A 20,105-nucleotide genomic window follows, 5' to 3' on the forward strand; every position below is an offset into this window, starting at 1 on the left:
GCCCATCCTTTTCCGGCGCGGCTCTTGCCGACCGCTGCCTCGTCGCCGTCCCGGTCTACCCGTTCCAAGCTATTGATGGGAGCATAGCGATGGCAGGAAAATGGCCCTTTGCCGGAATCGTTCGGGTTTTCCTCAAATTTGCATAAAACTTGAACGATCGGCATTTGACCGGCATTTCTCTCAAATTTTAGGGGCCGGCGTTAAGCATGATGGCAGGGCGGGTCGGCCGGAGCGCCTTGAAGTCCGGCGTTCCGGCCTGGGAGGGGGCGCCAAAGAAGTTAACGCAGACGAAAAAATGCCGCATTTTGAAACGCTTACGCCCTATTAACCACACGACGCGAATGCCGGCTGTATTGCTTTGAAACAGGCTTTTTCGGCGCTTTCGGCCCCTTTCCGGCGGGGTGTGTTTAATCTTTTCTAAGCCGCCGGTGCGATTCTGGTCGCAGATAAAAGAACGACTGACGGCAGGGTATTGCGTGCGTTTCCTGAGTGACATCGCTGACAGAATGGCGGCCACCGCGGCATCTGTTACGGGTGACGTGCGCACCTCTGGCGCAGCTGGCGAGGCGAGTGTTGGCCTGCGGGCGATCTTCCTGACGGCGCTGGTCGCCGTTCCGGTGCTGCCGCTGGCGCTCTCCACGGTGATGCCGCTTTCCTCCGCTCTTCCGGCGGGCGCAGCGCTTGCCGCTGCCGGCGGGCTGCTTGCGACGGCCATGTCGTCGGCCCTCGGTCGGCATCAAGCCGGCGGCCGCGCAGGCGCGATGGCCAAGTCGGGCCCCGTCGCCTCCGAGAGCGCGTGCTACGATCTTTTTGCCGGCCTCGTCACGCTGCACGACCCGCGCGGCTACGTCACGGCCGTGCATGGTCGCGAGCGCAAGGCGATGCTGGCTGCGATGCGCGATCCGTTCGCGCGCGGTTTCATCGATCAGATCCATGTTTCCGACCGGCTCGGCTTCCTGCAGGCGATCGATCGCCTTCGCCAGGGCGAAGATCATGTGAGCGTCGATATCCGGCTCGAGCAGCGCCGCAACACCATGGACGGCGAGCAGTTCCTGTACGTGCGCACCGATATGACGGCGGTCCGCGACGCGGCCGGCCTGCTCGCCTCGATCGTTGCCCAGTCGCGCGACATTTCCGCCGAGGCCGAACTGCGCAGCGACAGCGCGCGCAAGGCGGCGCAAGCGGAATCGGCCAACGATGCCAAGACGCGGTTCCTCGCGGCGGTCAGCCACGAGTTGCGCACCCCGCTCAATGCGATCCTCGGCTTCTCCGACATTCTTGCCGGCGAGTATTTCGGCAAGCTGGAAAACGATCGCCAGCGCGAATACGTCGCGCTGATCCATCAGTCGGGCGGTCACCTGCTCTCCGTCGTCAACACGATGCTCGATGTCAGCAAGATCGAAGCCGGCCGCTACGAGCTGGTGCTCGAGCCGTTCGCCGTCGCCGAAAGCGTGCGCACCTGCGAGCAGATGCTGGCCCTGCAGGCCCGCCAGAAGGGCGTGCAACTCACCAGTCGCGTGGCGCATGACGTCGGCGAGGCGGTCGCCGACCAGCGCGCCCTGCAGCAGATCCTGATCAATCTGGTCGGCAACGCCGTGAAGTTCACCGACAGGGGCGGCCTCGTCACCATCGATGCGACCCGCGCAGGGGCCGATCTCGTGCTTTGCGTCAGTGATACGGGCATCGGCATTCCGGTGGAGCAGCTCGAAGTGATCGGCCAGCCGTTCGTGCAGGTCCAGAACGAGTATACCCGCAAGTACGAGGGAACCGGCCTCGGACTGTCCCTGGTCAAGGGGCTGGTGACGCTGCACGGCGGCAGCGTTGCCATTCGCAGCAGGGCAGGCGAGGGAACGCAGGTCACCGTGACGATACCGGCGGACGGGTCGCGCGCGGTTGGCATCGCCGTGGGCCAGGGTGCTGAAGACAATGCTGAGGAATTTCCGCCGCGCCTGTATTCCCGCGAGCGCAACCATGCGATACCGATGCGCATGACCGAGGGAGGCATCCCGGACGGCGACAAGGACAGGGGCCATGACGGCACGCGCGCGAAAACAGCCTGAACGGGGTGGTCGCAGCCGCAAGGCGGCCAAGCGGAAGGCCGCGGGCCCCGGCCTTCTCCAACGCGCCGTGCTCGCGCTCGGCGCCTTCGCGGCCCGTCATCCGTCCGTGATCGGCGGAGGCGCGTCCTTTGCCGTCGTCTTTTCCTTCGTCGCCGCCAACGCGCTCTGGTATCAGCCGGGTGGTCATCCGTCGCCGATCCTGAAGACGCGATCGGCGCAAAATGCGCTCGGGTTCTCGGCGTTGCGCAAGCCGCCCACAGACGTCACCACCTTCCTGATCGAGCGCGAGGGCGAGCAGGCCGCCGAGGCGACCGCCGCATCCGGGGCGCAACCGTCGAAACTCGTTCTGGAGATCCAGACCGAACTGGCGCGGCAGGGATTCCATGCGGGCGATCCGGATGGGCGCATGGACGAAGGGACGATGGCGGCGATCCGGCGCTTCCAGCAGGCGCGCGGGCTTGCGGTGACGGGCGCGCCGAACGAGGACCTGCTGGCAGCGCTGCATGGCGACCTGCCGGCGCAGGTGGCCGTCCTGCCGGCACAGCGGCCGCTGCCGGATGGCAGCGCCTCCGATATGGAAGCCGGCATCGACCCGATCGCTGCCGCCATCCGCGCCGCCGAGGCCGAACCGGCCATGGCACCGACGCCGAAACCGGCGGAATCGAGCGCGCTTGTGATGAAGATCCAGAAGGGACTGAGCAACATCGCCTATGCCGACATTGCCGTCGACGGCGTGGCCGGTTCAAAGACCCGCGAGGCCATCCGTGCCTTCGAGAAGCATTATCGGCTGCCGACCACAGGTGAGCCGAACGAGCTCGTGCTCAACAAGCTGAAGGAAATCGGCGCGCTCTGACGCGAAGCGGAGCCGCCTTTGGGGGCAGGCGGCGAGGATGCACCCCGTTGCGCGCCGTCATCGCGAGGCTTGCGGGCGGCCGGCGCAACACCGGCGGATCGCCTGGCAATCCGCACCAGAGCGGGTAAGGGCGTCGCAGGTCGCGCGCGGGCCGGTTGCGTCGCGGCCAGCCTGCCGCTATTGAACCTGATGCGCCTGAAATCCGAGATCTTCGCCGCCGCCCTGGTCCGCAACGCCTTCGCCCGCGGCGATTTCGCCGCAATCGAGCGCAAGGGCGCGGCGGAAGGCGGTGCCGTTTTTGTCCGCCAGTCCTTCCGAGACGGCACGGAATCGCTCTACGCGCCCGCGCCGCAGAGCTTTTTCGACGACGAGACCACCGGCAGGCGCCTGTTCGAGCTTCGGCTCGACCGCCAGCCGCGCGAGGCGGTTTCCGAGGCGCTCGATCGCGAAATCCGCTTCGATCCGGACCTGTGGATCGTGGCGTTGGAGACCGACGAAATCGGCGCTCTTGTCGAACAGGCAGCGGCCGAACGGGACGATCTCCTGTTCCGGCGGTAACAGCGCCGGCGGCGTGGCCGTGGCACAACGGTTCCGGAATTGCTGAACCGGAGTCCCGCGATGTTGATCGCCCTTCCTGCCCTCGTACTGCTTGTCGCCGGCATGTTCGTCGCCACCATGCTTGCGGCGGTTCGGGCCGACCTGCGCGAGCAGGCGACCGGCCGCTGAGGCCGGGTTGTTACACCGCAGGCAGAGTGCGATCACGAATTCCGGAAATGAGCGTGGCGTCGCGCGCCGCTGGCGTTCAGCTTGCCGCCCGCCGCCACGTCTCGACGGAAAAATCGGCGGCCTCGCCAGGGGTCTCGGTCCCATTGGCAGCCGGTTGCGGCCGGTCGCGATAGGTGTAGGCGTCCGCCCGGCGCCAGCTTTCGACCCGCGCGACGCAGGCCGTCCGTTCGAGCCCGGCCAGCACCATGTCGGCGTGGCTTCCCGCCCGCCCGGACTTCGCAAGGTGCGGATAGAGACGGGTGAGGACAAAGGTGCAATCGGCCCTCGGTGCGGAAAGGGCAACCAGCACCGTTGCGAGCTGCTGGCCGGAAATGTCGAGCAGGACGCGCTCGGTGAGCCACTGGCTGGAGCCGAGCGCATCGGCAAGGGTCACCGACAGCATGCCCGTCTCGCCGGAGCGCGCAAAACGGACGAGCAGGGCCAGATGCATCTCGGCGATTGCGGCCAGCGGTGCCAGGTCCGCCTCTGCCGATACCTGCGCGCGCGCCAGCGCCTTGATCTCGTCGCGCAACTCTTCTTCCCGCGCCAGGCGACGCGCCTCGGCCAGGGCGGCCGCGTGGTCGGCGGCGGCACGGCTGCGGTGTTCCTGATGCAGCCCCACCAGCCTCTCGATCAGTCGCGGTGAGAGACTGTGGCGTCGCTCGATCGCGCGGGCGTGCGCGGGTGAGGCGCCGGACAGGATCGCAAGCAGGGTGGCCTCGCTGATGGCGCTGGAGCCGGTGAGGAAGATAGCGGCGATCGCAATCGGCTGGCGGGCGATGAACAGCGCCGTCTCCTGCGGCACGACGGGGCATTGCGACAGCGCGGCGACCGCCTGCCGGCGGGCCTCGTCGCTGGAGGCGAGGTAGGTGGCGACAAACAGTTCGTGGAATTGTCGGAGGTCAGAGCGCGTCGGCCGGGAGAGGCTTTCGAAGCCGGAGACCGTCGCCATCAGGACGATATCCTTCGGCCGTCCCGACTGCGGTCGTTCCAGTTCGCGAAATCTGTCCCCCACGACGTACCACTCTGACGCGATTGCAGCGATTGACCGACGCGGTCCGACCGATCCTACGGCTTTCGGATACGGCAGGAGTGCGACAGGTCAGCGGTTCGCATGGAACCACAGCCGCTTGAAACCCATGATTGCCAACAATTAGACGAAAAGAATTAGCAAGATGTTAACCGTAACCGCACTACGATTCGATGGTGGGAAGGGGCATGGGCAAACGAAAACCACGTGCTATGCTTCCCGACATGCGCAGGCTGCTTCGCGCGGATGCCGAGCAGCGGCGAGTACCGGGTGCCTTGGACGAAGGCGGCAGGCAATTTCTTTCCCGCGTCGGGAAACCATCGGTGCCTTTCATCCGTTCAAGGTTGGCTGTGGTGGAATTGTTCGACGTTCGAACGCCACCGTCGGCAGCGGATACGGTAGCACCGGCCCGTACCGGGTGAGTTATGTGCGGTCCTTCATCCGTCTCAATTCTTGTTAAGGAGGCGAGAATGGCAGACGTGGTACGATTGCAGGAACGACTATCGCGCACGCCCAGACGCGATAAGGTCTGGCACGAGGCGCCGGCAGCCGTGCTGCTGTTTACCGGTGTGCGTTACGAGCGACTGACCCCGGCCATGATCGCTGCGAAGCGCGCCAGAAAAGCGAGCGAAACCGGCAACGACGCTCGCCGCTAGTCCATCTCGCGCTCGCTGAGGTCTGTCTGCGGCGCGCCGACCGCGCACATCCACAAATGCCTCCTTGAGGCAGCGCACGTCTACAGGTCCCTGTCCGCTTTCAAGCGCAAGCACCCAACCAACACCAAGCCAAGGCGATACTGTACGCTGCGAAATCGTCGGCTTGCGCGTCTTGCGGCCTCATTCCGTCTGGTCTTCGATCGCCTCGCATCCGGCGTTGCCAAGAAAGAAATGGGCAGCCTCGTCCATCGTCGCGGTCGGCACGAAGGTGCGCAGCACCGCATAGCCTTCCTCGTCCGTCATCTCGACCAGGATCGATCGCGACAGCTCTTCCGGCAGGGTTTTGCGGATCGCGTTCAACTGGATCGGCGTCGCGACGACGACATCCAGCGCACCGGCCACGGCCGTGCGGTCGTTCATGCTGAACACCTCGTTTGCGGCGCTGTCGAACAGGCCGATCGACCAGAACGGGACACCGGCCGGGGCGTACAGCCGCACGGGACGCTCCGCGACCGAGAGCGCACAGACGGCGATCCGCATGCCCGGGTCGTCGTTCACAACCGCGTCGCCGGGGCCGGGTTTGTTGAGCAACGGGTAGAAATGCAGCGGTTCGCCGAGTTCGGTGATTCGCGTATAGGCGTCGTTGCCGGTGAAGCCGGGAACGGCCAGGATAATCAGGATGTGCAGCGCTGCGGCGCCGAGTATGCCAACGAGCACGGCGAAAATGACGCTACGCATTGCTGCATCCGGTCCGGGTGATCACCGGCATCGACAGGTCAACCACCCCGGAACTGCCCGCCGCCGGCGTGTCGAGCAGCGTCAGAACCAGACGGAACGGCTGATCCGCCGGCACGGCCAGCCAGTTGCCCGGCTGGGCCCCGGCAGCCGCGCGGATGGTGAAGTTGCTGTCGGCGCCCCGCAGGACCGTCCAGGAGTTCAGCCCGGCGGGCATGTTGCGATCGAGTGACAACGGCTTGCCGTCCGGTGTCGTGGCGTGGAGCGTCCAGAAGCGGGCAGGGGGAGTCAGTCCGGCCACGTCATAGGTGCAGCGTCCGGTGAGCATGAGCCCGCTGCTGTCGTGGGAGGCACGGAAGACCAGACCCTCCGCGCTGCCGAAGAGCAGCGCCCCGTCCCGTGCCCGGTGCGCTCTGGCATACGGGTCGGCGCTGCTCGTCTGGGCGTTGGGAAAGGCGTTCCACGGGCCGATCGCAATCGACCCGAAGCCGATCGTCGCCTTCAGCGCCCAGACCGCCGAGAACGTGCCGAGACCGAAGGTGATCGCAAGGGCGAGGGCGACAAGCAGGGGGATACGGAACAAAGCGGCCTACCGATTGGAGATGCGACGGTCTTCTTGCGCCCGGCACACGCAACATCGGGCGGAAATCGTCAGACCCTTGCATGATTCCGCGCCGAAATCGATTCCCATCTGAAGTGCAGCGACGGGCCATCGACTGGAAGCGATCGGGGTCATGCCCACCGGCTCACAGCGCCGCCACGCGGCCGTCGGCGGAAACCGGCTTGGCGTCGAGAAGATCCTTGGCAATCGAGCGCAGCAGCCGCGTCGTTCCGACCGACAACGAACGCGGCCGGACAAGCGGAGGAAGCGTGTCCTCGGCCTTGCCCGTGCCGGCCACCACCGTTTTCGGTGCTGCCCCCGGCAGCGGGTTCTCGATCCCCGGGATCGACCGCAGTTCGATGCCCTGATGGGCGTAGTCCATCAGCCGCTTGAACGTCATTGCCGGCAACGAGCCGCCGGTCATGTTGTTGGTCGAGGTATAGTCGTCGTTGCCGAACCAGACAGCGGTCGTGTAGTTGCCGGTGAAGCCGACGAACCAGGCGTCGCGGTAGGCCTGGGTGGTGCCGGTCTTGCCGCCCGTGACGATGCCGCCGTCGAGGGCGGCCTTGCGGGCCGTACCGTTCACCGGGATGTTGACGAGCATCCGGTTCATGTTGGCATTCGCCGTTTCCGACAGCACCCGGTTGGCCGGCGGCTCGTCGCGACCGAAGTCGTAGAGGATGTCGCCATTGTAGTTCAGGATCTGGGTGATGCCGTGCCGGCGCGATTGCATGCCGCCGGCCGGAAAGACCGCATAGGCGGTCGCCTGGTCGAGCACGGTCAATTCAGAGGTGCCGAGCGGCATGGTCTTGTCGGTGCGCAGCGGCGTTTCCACCCCCATCGCCTTGGCGGTCTGGGCGATCACCTCCGTACCGAGGAAGTCCTTGGCGAGCCGCACCGGCACGGTGTTGATTGATTTCGAGAGTGCCGTCATCAGCGTCACCCGTCCGGCATAGCTGCGGCCATAGTTCTGCGGCGACCAACCGCGCCAGGTGATCGGCGCGTCGACGATGGTGTCTTCCGGCGTTTTTCCCTTCTCCATCGCTGCCGCGTAGGTGTAGACCTTGAACGACGAGCCCGGCTGGCGCAGCGCCTTGGTGGCGCGGTTGAACTGGCTTTCGCCGTAGTCGCGGCCGCCCACCATGGCGCGCACGGCGCCGCCGTTCTCGACCATCACCAGCGCCCCCTGCTTGACACGGAAGCTCTCGCCGTACTGGCGCAGCCCCGTCTCCACCGCCTCTTCGGCCGCGGCCTGCAGGCCCATGTCGATCGTGGTGCGCACGATCAGCGAGTGCTGGGCGAAGGGGCGGGCGATGCGCTGCACCTCGTCGAAGGCCCAGTCGAGGAAGAAGTCCGGCGCGGTCTTCTCCTGCCGGTCGATGACGCTCGCCGGGTTGCGGCGGGCGGCGATCACCTGGCCCTCCGACATCAGCCCGCCCTGGACGAGGTTGGTCAGCACCTCGTTGGCGCGGGCCCGGGCGGCGGGCAAGTTGACGTGCGGGGCGTAGCGCGCCGGGGCCTTGAACAGCCCGGCCAGCATCGCGGCTTCGGCAAGGTCCACATCGGTGATGTCCTTGCCGAAATAGAACTGCGAGGCGGCCGCGACCCCGAACGTGCCGCCGCCCATGTAGGCGCGGTCGAGGTAGAGGCGCAGGATCTCCTTTTTGGAAAGGTTCGCTTCCAGCCACAGCGCCAGGAAGGCTTCCTTGATCTTGCGTTCGATCGTGCGCTCGTTGGTGAGAAACAGGTTCTTGGCGAGCTGCTGCGTCAGCGTCGAGCCGCCCTGCACGACGCTGCCGGCGCGAGCATTCTCGGTCATGGCGCGGGCAAGGCCGAGGAAGTCGATGCCGAAGTGGTCGAAGAACCGCCGGTCCTCGGTCGCCAGCACCGCCTTGATCAGGTGATCGGGCAACTCGTCGATCGGCACGGAATCCTCGTGAATGATGCCGCGATGGCCGATCTCGTTGCCGTAGCGGTCGAGGAAGGTCACGGCGAAATCGCCCTTGTTGCGCCAGTCGCCCTTGGTCTCCTCAAAGGCGGGAAGCGCCAGCGCGAGGAGCAGCACGAAGCCCGCCGTGCCGAGGTTCATACCTTCGCCGACAAGTTCGAACAGCGCCCGCTTCCAGCCCTTGACGATGAAGCGGCGGAAGAAGATGGTGACCTCTTCCCACCACTCGGCGAGGCGGAAGCCGGCGTTCCAGATCGTCGAATCGATCCAGGAATCGATCCGCAGCAGAATATGCCGTTTGCGGCGACGCGGCGTTTCCCCCGGCGGTTCCACTGGCGACGGATCCTGGTCCTGCAAGGCTTCATCCCTCATCTGCGCGGCGCGACACGCCGGCTCTGCCTAACGATAACAGGCAAACGTCACCGATAAAACAACATGGTTTCCGTTCCGTTGCCAGGTCGGCGCGGGCGCCGTCTGGTTGAGGCGCCCTTGCTTTCACAGCCTTTCCGCGCCGCAAGGCGAGTTTGCGCTGTGACCCGATGCTTTTGCTTGACCTTTCAGGCGGTTGGGTTCACTGGACAGGCATGGGTGCGACGAACGAGATGAAGAAGCTTCCGCTGGTCGACGACAACGTCGGCAACGCGCGGCCATTCTGGCAGACCAAGTCGCTGGCTGAAATGACAGACAGCGAGTGGGAGAGCCTTTGCGACGGCTGCGGGCTTTGCTGTCTCAACAAACTCGAGGACTGGGATACCGGCGAAGTCGTCTGGACCTCGATCCGCTGCCAGCTGCTCGACGAGCACACCTGTCGCTGCAAGGATTACGACAACCGCCAGGCGACCGTGCCGGACTGCATCAGGCTGACGGTGAAGTCGGTCGACGAGATCAGCTGGCTGCCGCCCACCTGCGCCTATCGCCTGGTCCGCGACGGCGAAGACCTCTACTGGTGGCATTACCTCGTCTCCGGCGATCCGGAGACAGTCCACCAGGCCGGCATCTCCGCCCGCGGCCGCACGGTCAGCGAGGAGGGGATCGATATCGAGGACTACGAGGACTATCTCGTCACCTGGCCGCTTGAGGTGGGCAAGGCCGGTAACCGCTGAAACGGTTGCAATTCACCCGCCCAATCACGCAGAAGTCATCAGCCGATTGCGTTTTCACAGGTTCGGGCCATGGACCGGACACGTCGTGCTCCTAGTTTCGTCTTGCAAGGGACGAAACTCACGGAGAAGCAGCACGATGACCGACCTCAACCCCCCTCACTCCTACAAGGTCCGGACGACTCTTGTGCTGGCGCTGGCGCTGCCGCTGGTGGCCACCGCCGCGCTGCCGGCGCTTGCCCAGGATGCCGGACAGCCGATGCAACCCGGCATGATGCATCCCGGCATGGCGGCCGGAATGCATGGCGAGCATGGCGACGACCGGATGGACCGCGGTTACCGGCATGGCGAGTATCGGCATGATCGCGACCGCGGCCCCCGGCGCTGGCACGGTGCCAGGGTCGGCGAGTGGCTGGCGATGCGGCTTGCCGCGGCGGAAACAGCGGCCGGCATCAAGACGGCGCAACTGGACGCCTGGCGGACCTTCACCGCCGCCTTCGTTGATTTCGCCACGCCGATGCCGGCGCGCGCCGGCATGATGACGGATGACGAATCCATGATGATGGAAGGGGAGGAGGCGGATGTTGCCCCGGGCAGTGACGAGGCACAGACGCCGACCGGCGATCAGCAAGCCGCGGGGGGCGATCGTGCCGCTCAGGGCGGCTTCGACATGCTTGATCGCATGATTGCGCGCGTTGAAAATCGAGCGCAGAAGGCCGAGAAGTTGAAAGCTGCAAAAACGGCGCTGGAGGCGGTTCTCGAACCCGGACAGAAGGAGACGATCACACGCTTCCTGATGCCCCGGCGCCATTTCGGCGGACGCGACTGAGGTCAACGCGGCGGAAGGTTTGGCGCATCCACATCATCCCGGCGCGCCGTCGAGGGCGCGCCGCTCCGATGGCGGGGTGCAACGCGGGCGGATGCGGTAAACGGCCGTTGACGCCGCTCTGCCTTCCGCGCTAGCCCAGAGACGCGGATGGACCGGCGGCGGGATTGTGGATGGCAGACAGGGAAAGCCTCAGGGCACGGCTGAAGCAGGCCGAGCAACTCCGGGACGGGGGGCGTTTTGACGATGCCCTTCGGGTCCTCGAGGCCATCGCGACCGACACCGACAACCATCTCCTTGGGCCGCGGACGGTTCTCGGCCTGCCGCGCAAGCTGCATTCGGCCTATCTGAAGATTGCCAAGCGGCAGGGCGACACGATCCGGCGCATCGGCTACCAGCACACGCTGGTGCCGCCGCCGGCGCTACTGGCGCGCTACGGGCATTTCGCGTCGGACGAGCGCGCTGCTCTGGCCGACGCGGGACGGCAGCCGGTGCCGCGCGTCATCCATCAGGTCTGGATCGGCGCGGCTGACCTGCCGGTGTCGACGCGGGCATGGGCCGACCATGCTGTCCGTCACGGCTACGAGTATCGGCTGTGGCGCGAGGCGGATCTGCAGGCGGCGGGCTTCGACCGGCATCCGATCCTTGCGGCCATGCGGGACGCCGGCGATCTGCCGGGGGCGGTCGACGTCGCCCGCTATCTGATCCTCGACCGGTTCGGCGGCATCTATCTCGACTGCGACTGGTATCCGGCCCGGCTCGACATCGCCTTGCACGACGTCATGCCGCTGGTGGGATTGACGGCGCTGGCGGAAAGGACGCCGCGCGATACCGGGGCGGGCAGCCTCCTCCTGACCAACTCGATGATTGCGGCGCCGGCGGCGCATCCGGTTTTCCGGCGTATCCTGGCCGCGCTGCCCGAGGTGGCAGTGGACTTGCCCGATGCGCCGGCCTGGTGGGCGACCGGCCCGCTGCTCTTCACCGTGGTTTGCCGTGGTGGTGCGGTGACCGTCGCCGACGCCGCGTTGGTTGCAGGAGAGGCCCCCCGCCGCGCGCCGATCGAGGAGGTGATGGCCCTGTGCGAGCGCGCCGAGCGGGAGGATGGCGGGCTGCTGGTCGCGTGGAAGCCGTGGTAGCCGTCGTAGCCGGGAACCAGACCAGACACCGGCGAAAGGATCAACGCACCGCCGCGCAGGCCCTCTCGTCGCGCAACACGTCGATGCAGTCAGGCGATCGGCGGAAATCGTCGTAGTAGAGCGTCCACTCGCCTTCGCCGGCTGCACGGTAGGGGCCGAACTTGAAGTACTGCTTCTCGCCGAGCCCGCGGTCGTTGTGGCCGATATAGCCCTTGGCCGTCACGATCCACCGCCCGTTGGCGAAGATCTCGATGTGGCCGGTGCCGTCCGGACCCGGTCTGGTATAGATGGCAAAGTCGATCCAGCCGGAGGCAGGAGCCGGCAGCGGATTGCCGTGGTGGGTGACGACGAGCTTGTCGGTGCAACTGGGAAAGACCTTGGCGTCCTCGGCCGTCCAGTCGGCGTCATGGGCGACGAGCGAGCGCATCTGGTTGGTCTCGGGCCGCAGCCACACCGGCGTGCTTCCGGCCGGACATGCAGGCACGCCGTCCCTCAGCTCCGCCGTGGTGCCATCCTGGTAGTTGCTCTCGATCGTGGCGAAGAGCTTTCCGTTGTCGAGCCGCAGGGCGAGGAAGGGACTGAAGTCCCCTTCCGCGTCCGGCCCGATCTCGCGCTTCCACTGGGCGATCAGGTAGCGGTGGTCGTTCTGCGGGATCGGATCGACGAACAGGACGGAGAAACCGAACCACACGCCTTCATCGTAGGGCACGCGCAGCTCCGTCTTCTCCCAGATTTCCGCCCGTTCGCTGCAGCCTTCGCTGTCGGCATGGCAGAGCGGCCGGATGCTGAGCTTCAAGGCACCGGCACCCTCGCGCTTCACTTCGCTTTGGAACGTCACCGTTCCCGCCTGCTGCTCGGCGTTGTCGCGGTAGTAGAGCCCGCCGGTCTCGGCGAAATCGGCCGCGTTGAAGCCGTCGTAGAGCTTCCGCTGCGCCGCATCCTCGGCGGAGGCGGCCATCGGAGCCGCCACAAGGACGAGAGCGGCCAGCGTGGTGCGGGCGATTGGCAACAGGGCAGGCATCCGATAGCTCCTCTTGATGTTCCGCCGGACCAGCGCGGAAATGGTCTTGCCACCTATCAATTTTGCAGGGGATGCGCACCGGTTTTCAAGGCGTGACGCGGCGTGCGGTGCCCGGGCCATTTTCAAACCGGCCGCCGTTGCGCTAGAAGGCTCCTTGATGAAGATCGCCTTCTACGCTCCGCTGAAATCGCCGAACCACCCGGTGCCCTCGGGTGACCGCCTCATGGCGCGGCTCCTGATCGAGGCGCTCGAGCGCAGCGGCCACACGGTGACGGTCGCCTCGGAACTGCGCAGCTTCTCCTCCGACCCGGCCGGGGAGGCGAGGGCGGACATCGACCGCGACGCCGACGCGGAGGTCGCGCGGCTGTCGACGCTCTGGGAGCTCGAAGGTGCCCCCGATGCCTGGTTTTGCTATCACCCCTACTACAAGGCGCCCGATCTGATCGGCCCGCACCTCGCCCGCCGGTTCGGGGTGGCCTACCTGACCGCGGAGGCGTCCTACTCCCGGCGGCGCAACCAGGGGGTATGGGCACAGAACCAGGAGCGCCTGATCGAATCGGTGCGCTCGGCCGCCGTCAACATCTGCTTCACCCGCCGCGACCGCGACGGCCTTCTCGAAGGGGCGTCGGAGGGACGATACGTGCTGCTGCGCCCGTTCATCGATCCGGCGCCGTTCCTCGCTCAACAACCGCGCCCGCAGCCGGGCCGGCTCGTCACGGTCGCGATGATGCGCGCCGGCGACAAGATGGAGAGCTACCGCATGCTGGCGGCCGCGCTGGCGTGTCTGCCGCACGCCCCATGGACGCTTTCAATCGTCGGCGACGGGCCGTTGCGCGAGGAGGTGGCGTCGCTGTTCGCATCGCTCCCGCCCGGACGCATCACCTGGCACGGGCAGCGCAGCACGCAGGAGGTTGCCGAAATCCTGCGGCAGGCCTGGGCCTACGCCTGGCCCGGGACCGGGGAGGCCTATGGGCTTGCCTATCTCGAGGCGCAGGCGGCGGGGCTGCCGGTTGCGGCGCAGGCGGTCGCCGGCGTGCCGGAGGTCGTACGCCACGGCGTGACGGGCCTGCTGACGCCGGCCGGCGATGTTGGCGCCTATGCGGCGGCACTGGAACGGCTGCTGACCGAGGCCGATGAGCGGGATCGCATGGCAGAGGCCGCGCGCCGCTTCGTGACCGAGGACTGCTCGCTCGAACGCGCGGCGCAGCGCCTCGACGACCTCCTGCATCGACATCTGGGAGGCCGCGCATGAACGACGACGCCGTGTGGCAGCCGCTTCTCGACGAACTCGATCGCTGGCAGCAGCGGGGGCAGATCGCGACGGCGTGGCTGCGCGACGACGACGCGATCGAACCGACGGCTCCCCTCGAACGGCTGTTGACGCTGACGGGCCGTTACGCCGTTCCGACGACGCTTGCCGTCATCCCCGCCTTCACCGGCGGGGCGCTGGCGCATCGGCTGGCGACGGCGGCGCATGTCGAGGTGGCGGTGCACGGCTGGTCGCACGAGAATTTCGCGCCTGGCGGCGAAAAGAAGCAGGAACTCGGCGCCCATCGGCCGGCCGATGTTGTGCTCGCTTCGCTAGAAAAGGGACTGACGCATCTTTCACGCCTCCACGGCGACCGGTTCGTGCCCGTGCTCGTGCCGCCATGGAACCGGATCGATCCGGAGCTGATCCCGAAGCTTGGCGGCATCGGCTACCGCGCGCTCTCGGTCTTCGGCCCGGAAACGAATTCGGCGCTGCGGTCGCTCAACACCCATGTCGACGTGATGGACTGGCGCGGAACCCGCGGCGGACGCGATGCCGGCGTGCTGGTCGGGGAGATGGTGGCGCGATTGCGGGCAATGGAGGCGGGTGGCGGGACGCTCGGCCTGCTCACCCACCACCTCGTCCACGATGCTGCGGTGTGGACCTTCCTGGAGGCCCTGTTCGAGCGGACGACCGGTCATCCGGCCTGCACCTGGGCCAGGCTGTCGGCAATCGTCGGCAACAGCGGATCCTGAAGCATCTATCGCGATAGCGCCCGAGACACGAGTCGCCAATATCGACGTTCTGTGCTTGTGTTTACATTCAGGCGCACCAATCGTGGGGAACGCAATGTCGTCAAGGACGAGCAAGACGCTGGCGACGTCGGTGCCGGCGACCACTACACAGGCCAAGGGCGCGAAAGGGAAGACGCGCAGCCGGTCGCCCGCAACCGAGCGCGTGGCTCCCCCTGCTGGCGGCGGGCCGCCCCTGCTTTCGGGCGGCAACCCGCAGATCGCAAAAGGTGACGGAGATGCTCCGGTGCAGTCCTATATCGCCGCAATGCCGGGCTGGAAAAGCGATGTCGGGCGCCGTCTCGACGCGCTCATCGTCCGTACCATCCCCGGCGTGCGAAAAGCCGTCAAATGGAACTCGCCATTCTATGGGATCGAGGGCCAAGGCTGGTTTCTCAGCTACCATTGCTTCACGAAGTACATCAAGGTGGCCTTCTTCCGCGGGACGTCGCTGCGTCCCCTCCCTCCCGGCGGCTCCAAGAACAAGGAGGTCCGCTATCTCGATATCCACGAGGACGACGCGCTCGACGAAGCGCAGTTCGTCGCATGGGTGGAGCAAGCCAGCCGATTGCCGGGCGAACGAATGTAAATGACCGGTGCAGGATGCACGTCTGACAGGCCGTCTCCCTGGAACGCGAGCCGGCGCGAGCCAGCAAGTGAAACTGACAGATTGCACGGCTTCAACTGCCGACGGTGGCGTATTCCAGAACTTGCCCGTCGCGGGCGGAGAAGGAAGTGGGGAACTCGGCGGCTGCGAGGCGGTCGATCTGTTCCAGTTCGGCGTCGGTTCGCCACGGCGCATGGTGGATGAAGGCGATCGCCTTGGCATTGGCGGCCCGGGCCAGGCGGATCGCCTGCTGCCAGGTCGAGTGGCCGAAACCCTTGAAGATCTCCATTTCCTCGTCGGTATAGCAGCAGTCGTAGATGAACAGGTCGACGTTCTCGATCAGCCGCAAGACTTCCGGATCGAGGGTGCCCGGCACGTGTTCGGTGTCGGTGATCATCGCCACCGATCGCCCGTTCCACTCGATGCGGTAGCCGATCGCGCCGCCGGGATGGTTGAGGTTGCCGGTCTGCACCGTCACGCCAGGGCGCGGCTCGAGCACGTCGCCGGCGCGGAAGTCGCGATAACCGAGATGGGCGCGGCAGATCTTCGGATCGACCGGGAACCACGGCGGCTGCATGAATTCGCAGACCATCTCGCAGGTCGTCATGACGCCCGCCAGATGTCCCGACCAGATGTTCACTGCGCAATCGGGGCTGTACAGCGGCTTGAAATAGGGCAGGCCGATGATGTGGTCGTAGTGGCAGTGGCTGAAGAAGAGATCGACCTTGTCGACGTTCTCCGCCTTCATAGCGAGGCCGGCGGGGGGAATACCGGAACCGGCATCGAAGACCAGCACGTTGTCGCCGCAGCGGATCTCAACACAGACGGTGTTGCCGCCGTAGCGGCTGAACTGGGCTCCGGAGACGGGGATGCTGCCGCGCGTGCCCCAGAAGCGGACAGACAGGACATCGTTCGCGCCGTTGTTGTCCTTCAGCCGGCGGGGGCCTTGCGTTTCGCGCCTGGAATGCGGCGGCCTTCCCAACATGTTCATATCTGCCTGACCTTTTTCAGGCCGCCGAAGGCGGCCAAGACATCTAGCCTTCCACAGTTCCTTCCGGTGCCCCAGAAACAATCGGTTTTACAAGCGTAGCGAAAGTGAAACTGTTTTGCGAGTATGAACTTGGTCGCGGAAAACACAGCCTGATAATGCTCTGCCGTTCAACGTTTCAATGCCGCAATGGGTTCCTTTCCGGTGCGTCGGCCTAATCCTGCTTGCGTGCCTGTGCTCGCGCCTCGGTGAGTTCCATCGTGGTGCGGCTGAGGCGGCTGGCGAGCTCACGCATGATCTCGATCGTCATTTCGGGGAAGTCGGTCAGCAGCTTGAGGAAATGCTCCTTGCTGATCCGCAGCGCCTCGAGGTCGGTCGCCGCCTTCACGGTCGCGGTGCGCGAGACGTCGCAGAGGATCGCGATCTCGCCGACGATCGAGTTGTCTTCGACCTGGGCCACCTTGATCTGGCCGCCCGGCGCCTCCACCAGGATGTCGGCCTTGCCGGTGAGGATGACGTAGGCGGCGTCGCCGCGGTCACCCTGCCTGAACAGGATTTCACCGGCCGCGTAGCTTACCCGATCGGAGGTAAACGCCAGAAGCTTCAGCTTCGTGGGTTCGACTCCGGCAAACAGCGGCACCCGCCGCAGCATCTGTACCTCGTCCTTCAAAAGCATGGTCTCGTCCGTCCCCCCGGTGTTGGTGGCCTTTGGCCTTTTATCGACCCATTATGACACCAATTCCTTGAATGTTGCATTGTCTGCAAGGTCACCATGTTTACCATCTCCCACCAGCCGACCTTTGTCGAAGATCAATACCCGATCGAAAAGGTCGGTCAGCGACGTGTTCGACAGCACCCAGAGGATCGCCGAACCCGGGCTGCGGCTTCGCAGCAGAGCCAGCGCGTCCCGGCAGATCTGCTCCTGCAAGCGTGAATCGAGCGCCGGCAGCGGGCGGTTGAAGACGTAGAAGTCGGAACGGCGCAGCAATGCGCGGGCGAGATTGAGCTTCTGGCGCTGGACCTGGGTGATGCGGCGGCCGCCTGGCCCGAGATTGAACTCCAGCCCGATCGACAGCACCTGATTGTAAAGGCCTGGTTCGCCGAGCAGCGAAATCACCATGGCCCGCACCCGCTCCGGGCCGTCCGCTTGACGGTGGCTGACGCGGCCGAAAAGCACGTTGTCCATGATGCTGGCCGAGGCGGTGAAGGTGTCCGGATCGTAGCGATCGATCGCTCCCTTCATCTCATCCGGCATTCCCTCGTGGAACTGGCGGCGCACGTCGACGATCTTGGCCATCAGCTCGTCGCTGAGCAGGCCGAAGCGGTGCCGCGGCTCGATGTAGGCGAAGCTGAGGCGGATGATGTCGTGCTTTTCATCGTCCGTCGTCTCGGCAAAGTCCTTGCCCTTCAGCCTCTGCAACAGCTGCTGGTAATAGGGGATGTCGTCCGGCGTCATGAAGGTGAGCTGCTGGAAGAACGGATGATCCGGCGGCAGGCCGGCGAAGAGCTCGACCGCGTTCTCGGCGATCTCGTAGCCCATCTGGTAGAGAATGCGATCGAGGCCGTTGCGCGTAACCAGGTCGACGAAATACTGGTTGCGGCCGATGGCGCGGCCCATCAGTTCTTCGCCGATGGCATTGCCGAACAGCAGGTTTTCGCTGACCGTTGCTTCGATATTGTAGCGATCCGGCTCGAATGGCACGACAAGGTTGCCCAACCCGGCCTTTTCCAGTTCCTCGCGGAAGGTCTGGCGCAGCGCAACGATGTGCGCCGCCAGTTCCGCGTGGGTCGCCGGATTGATGGTCGAGCGCAGCGCCAGCTCCAGGATGTCCTTGGTCAGGTACACGCAGTCCAGCGCCGCGGCCACCGAGTGGAACAGGTCTTCCGGCCCGGTTGCGCCGGCCGCCTCATAGTCGATCCAGTCGCTGTGGATGTCGAGATCGGGGTTTCCGGCCATCCTGGCCTCGTTGATCTCCCATTTGCGCTGGCCGATGTGGGCGTCGTCGTACACGGCGGCCCTGAGCGGTGCGTGCTTCAGTCCATAGAGCAGGTTGTCGCGCAGCGATCCGAAGAAGAAGTAGGCGTCAGAGGTGACATAGGTGATGCGCCGCCCGGCGACCGATTCCGGCAGTTCGAGCAGGTCTTTCGATCCCACGATGATGCGTCCCGATTCCGGCCACACGGTCCTGCCGATCGCCTCGGCCAGCGCCTCGCCGCCGGCTGCCGCCCCCCCGATGATCGCCGTGGATTGGCCCAGCTCGAACTGGACGGAAACGTGCTCGAGCGTGCGGGCGCCGCTGTCGTCGGCAAGCGTCAGGTTGAAAGTCGAGAGCGGGCCGTCGAGACGGATCGGCTCGTCGATCGAAACCGCCTGCAGGGCGGGATCGATCAGTTTGTTGACCTTGAACTGCTCGACGACCTGAGTGTACTTGATCTGAACGTCCTGGCGCGCCTGGTCCCAATCGATCAGTTCCTTCAGCGGGCCGGGCAAATCCTTGTAGGCGGCGATGACGGCGACCAGCTGGCCGATGTCGAGCCGGCCCTGCAGCGCCAGGTAGCCGCCGATACTGTAGAACAGGAAGGGCGTGACGGAGGCGAGGAAATTGTTGATGAACTTGACCAGGAACTTCCACTGGTAGAGGTCGTAGCGGATCTTGAAGATCCGACCGAGCCGGGCGGCGATGTCGGCGCGTTCCAGGTTCGAGGTGTCGAAGGCGCGGATCGTGCCGATGCCGTCGACGATTTCGCTGACCCTGCCGGCCAGTTCGCGCGCGGTCAGTTGCCTTTCCCGGCCGAGCACCAGCAACCGCCGCCGCATGCGCGGAATCAGGACGGCCTGCACCGCGACGATGATGCCGGCGATCATGCCGAGCCAGATGTTCTGCACATAGATGAAGAACAGCGCGGTCGCCGCCTGGCCGCCGAGCAGGGCCGGAGCGACGAAGGCGTCGCCGGTGAAGCCGCCGAGCGGTTCCACCTCGTCCTTGATCATGCTGGCGATTTCCGCCCCCTTCATCCGCTTGAACTGTCCGGGGGGAAAGCGCAGCACGCGATCGATCAACTCGAAGCGGATGCGGCGCAGCAGCCGCTCGCCGAGGCGGCCCTTGTAGGTGTTGATGTAGAGCTTGAACACCCCGTTGACGACGACGAGACCGAGGAAGACCAGGCTGAGTGCCATCAGCATCTGCAGTCGGTTGAGCTCGATCCCCGGAAAGAACACGACGTTGCCGAACAGCGGCAGGTCGTACTCGATCCGCATGAAGAGTTGCCGCGCGGCTTCGCCCTCGAACCCCTGTCCCTGAATCGGCCCGTTGACGATCTGCTTGGGCAGGTCGAACGACATGAAATAGGGGATCATCGACAGCGCCACGACAAACAGAATCCAGAGTTGCTGCTTGCGCGTGTGGGTCCAGATGTAGCTTGCGAGACCTTTTTCCATGAACCGTTCAGACCGTGAAGAAAACGGGCCGCACGCGCGACGATGGCGAGCCGGTCTCGTCAAGTTTCGCGCCGGCCGACGGGTGCGCTATCAGGATTTCGAACCGCGAGCCAGGCATCTCAATCGCTCCGGAAAAGGCGCATCTCGCACCGCAGCCATCAGCTTCCCATGCTGCAGTGAAATGCGTTTTCGCATTGATTGCAAGGTGCTGGCCGTCCGACGGCGGCGGCGAGGGCCGGTTCGCAGGCAAAGGCTGTGTCGCGGCCTTCTGATCGGGCTGCCGCACGTTCGCTCTCTGGC

The 20,105-nt window shown here is 65.6% G+C and carries 18 protein-coding genes; 10 read left to right on the forward strand and 8 right to left on the reverse strand.

Annotated elements, in window-relative coordinates; translation table 11 throughout:
* Window positions 1–476: 476 nt before the first annotated feature.
* The 3 genes from JNC62_RS02070 to JNC62_RS02080 all read left to right on the forward strand — a co-directional run bounded on the left by JNC62_RS02070 (window position 477) and on the right by JNC62_RS02080 (window position 3,471).
* Window positions 477–2,060, forward strand: a complete 1,584-nt coding sequence (locus JNC62_RS02070) for a sensor histidine kinase (protein ID WP_374835466.1) — start codon at window positions 477–479, stop codon at window positions 2,058–2,060.
* Window positions 2,032–2,913 carry a peptidoglycan-binding domain-containing protein gene (locus JNC62_RS02075; protein WP_374835468.1) on the forward strand — a complete coding sequence of 294 codons (882 nt, stop codon included), beginning with the start codon at window positions 2,032–2,034 and terminating at the stop codon, window positions 2,911–2,913. The genes JNC62_RS02070 and JNC62_RS02075 overlap by 29 nt, the downstream gene beginning before the upstream one ends.
* Window positions 2,914–3,102: 189 nt before the next feature.
* Window positions 3,103–3,471, forward strand: coding sequence for a DUF1491 family protein (locus JNC62_RS02080; protein WP_374835470.1), 369 nt, complete (start codon window positions 3,103–3,105; stop codon window positions 3,469–3,471).
* A 244-nt stretch (window positions 3,472–3,715) separates the two neighbouring features.
* On the opposite strand, the gene JNC62_RS02085 is transcribed toward JNC62_RS02080, so the two are convergent.
* A complete protein-coding gene (locus tag JNC62_RS02085; protein ID WP_374835471.1) occupies window positions 3,716–4,693 on the reverse strand; it encodes a hypothetical protein in 978 nt (325 codons plus the stop codon).
* Window positions 4,694–5,178: 485 nt separating this feature from the next.
* Here JNC62_RS02085 and JNC62_RS02090 point away from each other — a divergent pair, with 485 nt between their 5' ends.
* Window positions 5,179–5,364, forward strand: coding sequence for a hypothetical protein (locus tag JNC62_RS02090; RefSeq protein ID WP_374835473.1), 186 nt, complete (start codon window positions 5,179–5,181; stop codon window positions 5,362–5,364).
* A 180-nt stretch (window positions 5,365–5,544) separates the two neighbouring features.
* Here the strand turns inward: JNC62_RS02090 and JNC62_RS02095 are convergent, their stop codons facing one another.
* The 3 genes from JNC62_RS02095 to JNC62_RS02105 form a co-directional block, all read right to left on the reverse strand.
* Complete coding sequence (locus tag JNC62_RS02095; protein ID WP_374835475.1) at window positions 5,545–6,102, reverse strand: DUF1254 domain-containing protein; 558 nt, start codon at window positions 6,100–6,102, stop codon at window positions 5,545–5,547.
* Complete coding sequence (locus tag JNC62_RS02100) at window positions 6,095–6,682, reverse strand: DUF1214 domain-containing protein (protein ID WP_374835476.1); 588 nt, start codon at window positions 6,680–6,682, stop codon at window positions 6,095–6,097. The genes JNC62_RS02095 and JNC62_RS02100 overlap by 8 nt, the downstream gene beginning before the upstream one ends.
* Before the next feature lie 163 nt (window positions 6,683–6,845).
* A complete protein-coding gene (locus JNC62_RS02105; RefSeq protein WP_374835478.1) occupies window positions 6,846–9,005 on the reverse strand; it encodes a transglycosylase domain-containing protein in 2,160 nt (719 codons plus the stop codon).
* A gap of 245 nt (window positions 9,006–9,250) precedes the next feature.
* On the opposite strand from JNC62_RS02105, the gene JNC62_RS02110 reads away from it, so the two are divergent.
* The 3 genes from JNC62_RS02110 to JNC62_RS02120 all read left to right on the forward strand — a co-directional run bounded on the left by JNC62_RS02110 (window position 9,251) and on the right by JNC62_RS02120 (window position 11,710).
* Window positions 9,251–9,751: a YcgN family cysteine cluster protein gene (locus tag JNC62_RS02110; protein ID WP_374835667.1), complete on the forward strand. Its 501-nt coding sequence runs from the start codon at window positions 9,251–9,253 to the stop codon at window positions 9,749–9,751.
* 136 nt (window positions 9,752–9,887) lie between these two features.
* Window positions 9,888–10,577, forward strand: a complete 690-nt coding sequence (locus JNC62_RS02115) for a hypothetical protein (RefSeq protein ID WP_374835479.1) — start codon at window positions 9,888–9,890, stop codon at window positions 10,575–10,577.
* A gap of 170 nt (window positions 10,578–10,747) precedes the next feature.
* Entirely contained in the window at window positions 10,748–11,710 is a 963-nt protein-coding gene (locus tag JNC62_RS02120) for a glycosyltransferase family 32 protein (protein ID WP_374835481.1), read from the forward strand.
* Between the two features lie 40 nt (window positions 11,711–11,750).
* On the opposite strand, the gene JNC62_RS02125 is transcribed toward JNC62_RS02120, so the two are convergent.
* Window positions 11,751–12,731 carry a polysaccharide lyase family 20 protein gene (locus JNC62_RS02125; protein WP_374835483.1) on the reverse strand — a complete coding sequence of 327 codons (981 nt, stop codon included), beginning with the start codon at window positions 12,729–12,731 and terminating at the stop codon, window positions 11,751–11,753.
* Between the two features lie 157 nt (window positions 12,732–12,888).
* Here JNC62_RS02125 and JNC62_RS02130 point away from each other — a divergent pair, with 157 nt between their 5' ends.
* The 3 genes from JNC62_RS02130 to JNC62_RS02140 all read left to right on the forward strand — a co-directional run bounded on the left by JNC62_RS02130 (window position 12,889) and on the right by JNC62_RS02140 (window position 15,360).
* On the forward strand, window positions 12,889–13,983 hold the full coding sequence (locus tag JNC62_RS02130; protein WP_374835485.1) for a glycosyltransferase family 4 protein: 1,095 nt from the start codon (window positions 12,889–12,891) through the stop codon (window positions 13,981–13,983).
* On the forward strand, window positions 13,980–14,735 hold the full coding sequence (locus JNC62_RS02135) for a polysaccharide deacetylase family protein (RefSeq protein WP_374835487.1): 756 nt from the start codon (window positions 13,980–13,982) through the stop codon (window positions 14,733–14,735). Before JNC62_RS02130 ends, JNC62_RS02135 begins: the two co-directional genes overlap by 4 nt.
* Window positions 14,736–14,829: 94 nt before the next feature.
* On the forward strand, window positions 14,830–15,360 hold the full coding sequence (locus JNC62_RS02140) for a DUF1801 domain-containing protein (protein ID WP_374835489.1): 531 nt from the start codon (window positions 14,830–14,832) through the stop codon (window positions 15,358–15,360).
* 91 nt (window positions 15,361–15,451) lie between these two features.
* On the opposite strand, the gene JNC62_RS02145 is transcribed toward JNC62_RS02140, so the two are convergent.
* The 3 genes from JNC62_RS02145 to JNC62_RS02155 form a co-directional block, all read right to left on the reverse strand.
* A complete protein-coding gene (locus tag JNC62_RS02145; RefSeq protein ID WP_374835491.1) occupies window positions 15,452–16,363 on the reverse strand; it encodes an MBL fold metallo-hydrolase in 912 nt (303 codons plus the stop codon).
* Window positions 16,364–16,580: 217 nt separating this feature from the next.
* On the reverse strand, window positions 16,581–17,042 hold the full coding sequence (locus JNC62_RS02150; RefSeq protein WP_374835492.1) for a cyclic nucleotide-binding domain-containing protein: 462 nt from the start codon (window positions 17,040–17,042) through the stop codon (window positions 16,581–16,583).
* Between the two features lie 51 nt (window positions 17,043–17,093).
* Entirely contained in the window at window positions 17,094–19,805 is a 2,712-nt protein-coding gene (locus JNC62_RS02155; RefSeq protein ID WP_374835494.1) for an ABC transporter transmembrane domain-containing protein, read from the reverse strand.
* Window positions 19,806–20,105: the final 300 nt, after the last annotated feature.

Origin of the sequence: Mycoplana ramosa (assembly GCF_041930185.1) — a bacterium.
In the GTDB taxonomy this organism is placed as follows: domain Bacteria; phylum Pseudomonadota; class Alphaproteobacteria; order Rhizobiales; family Rhizobiaceae; genus Mycoplana; species Mycoplana ramosa.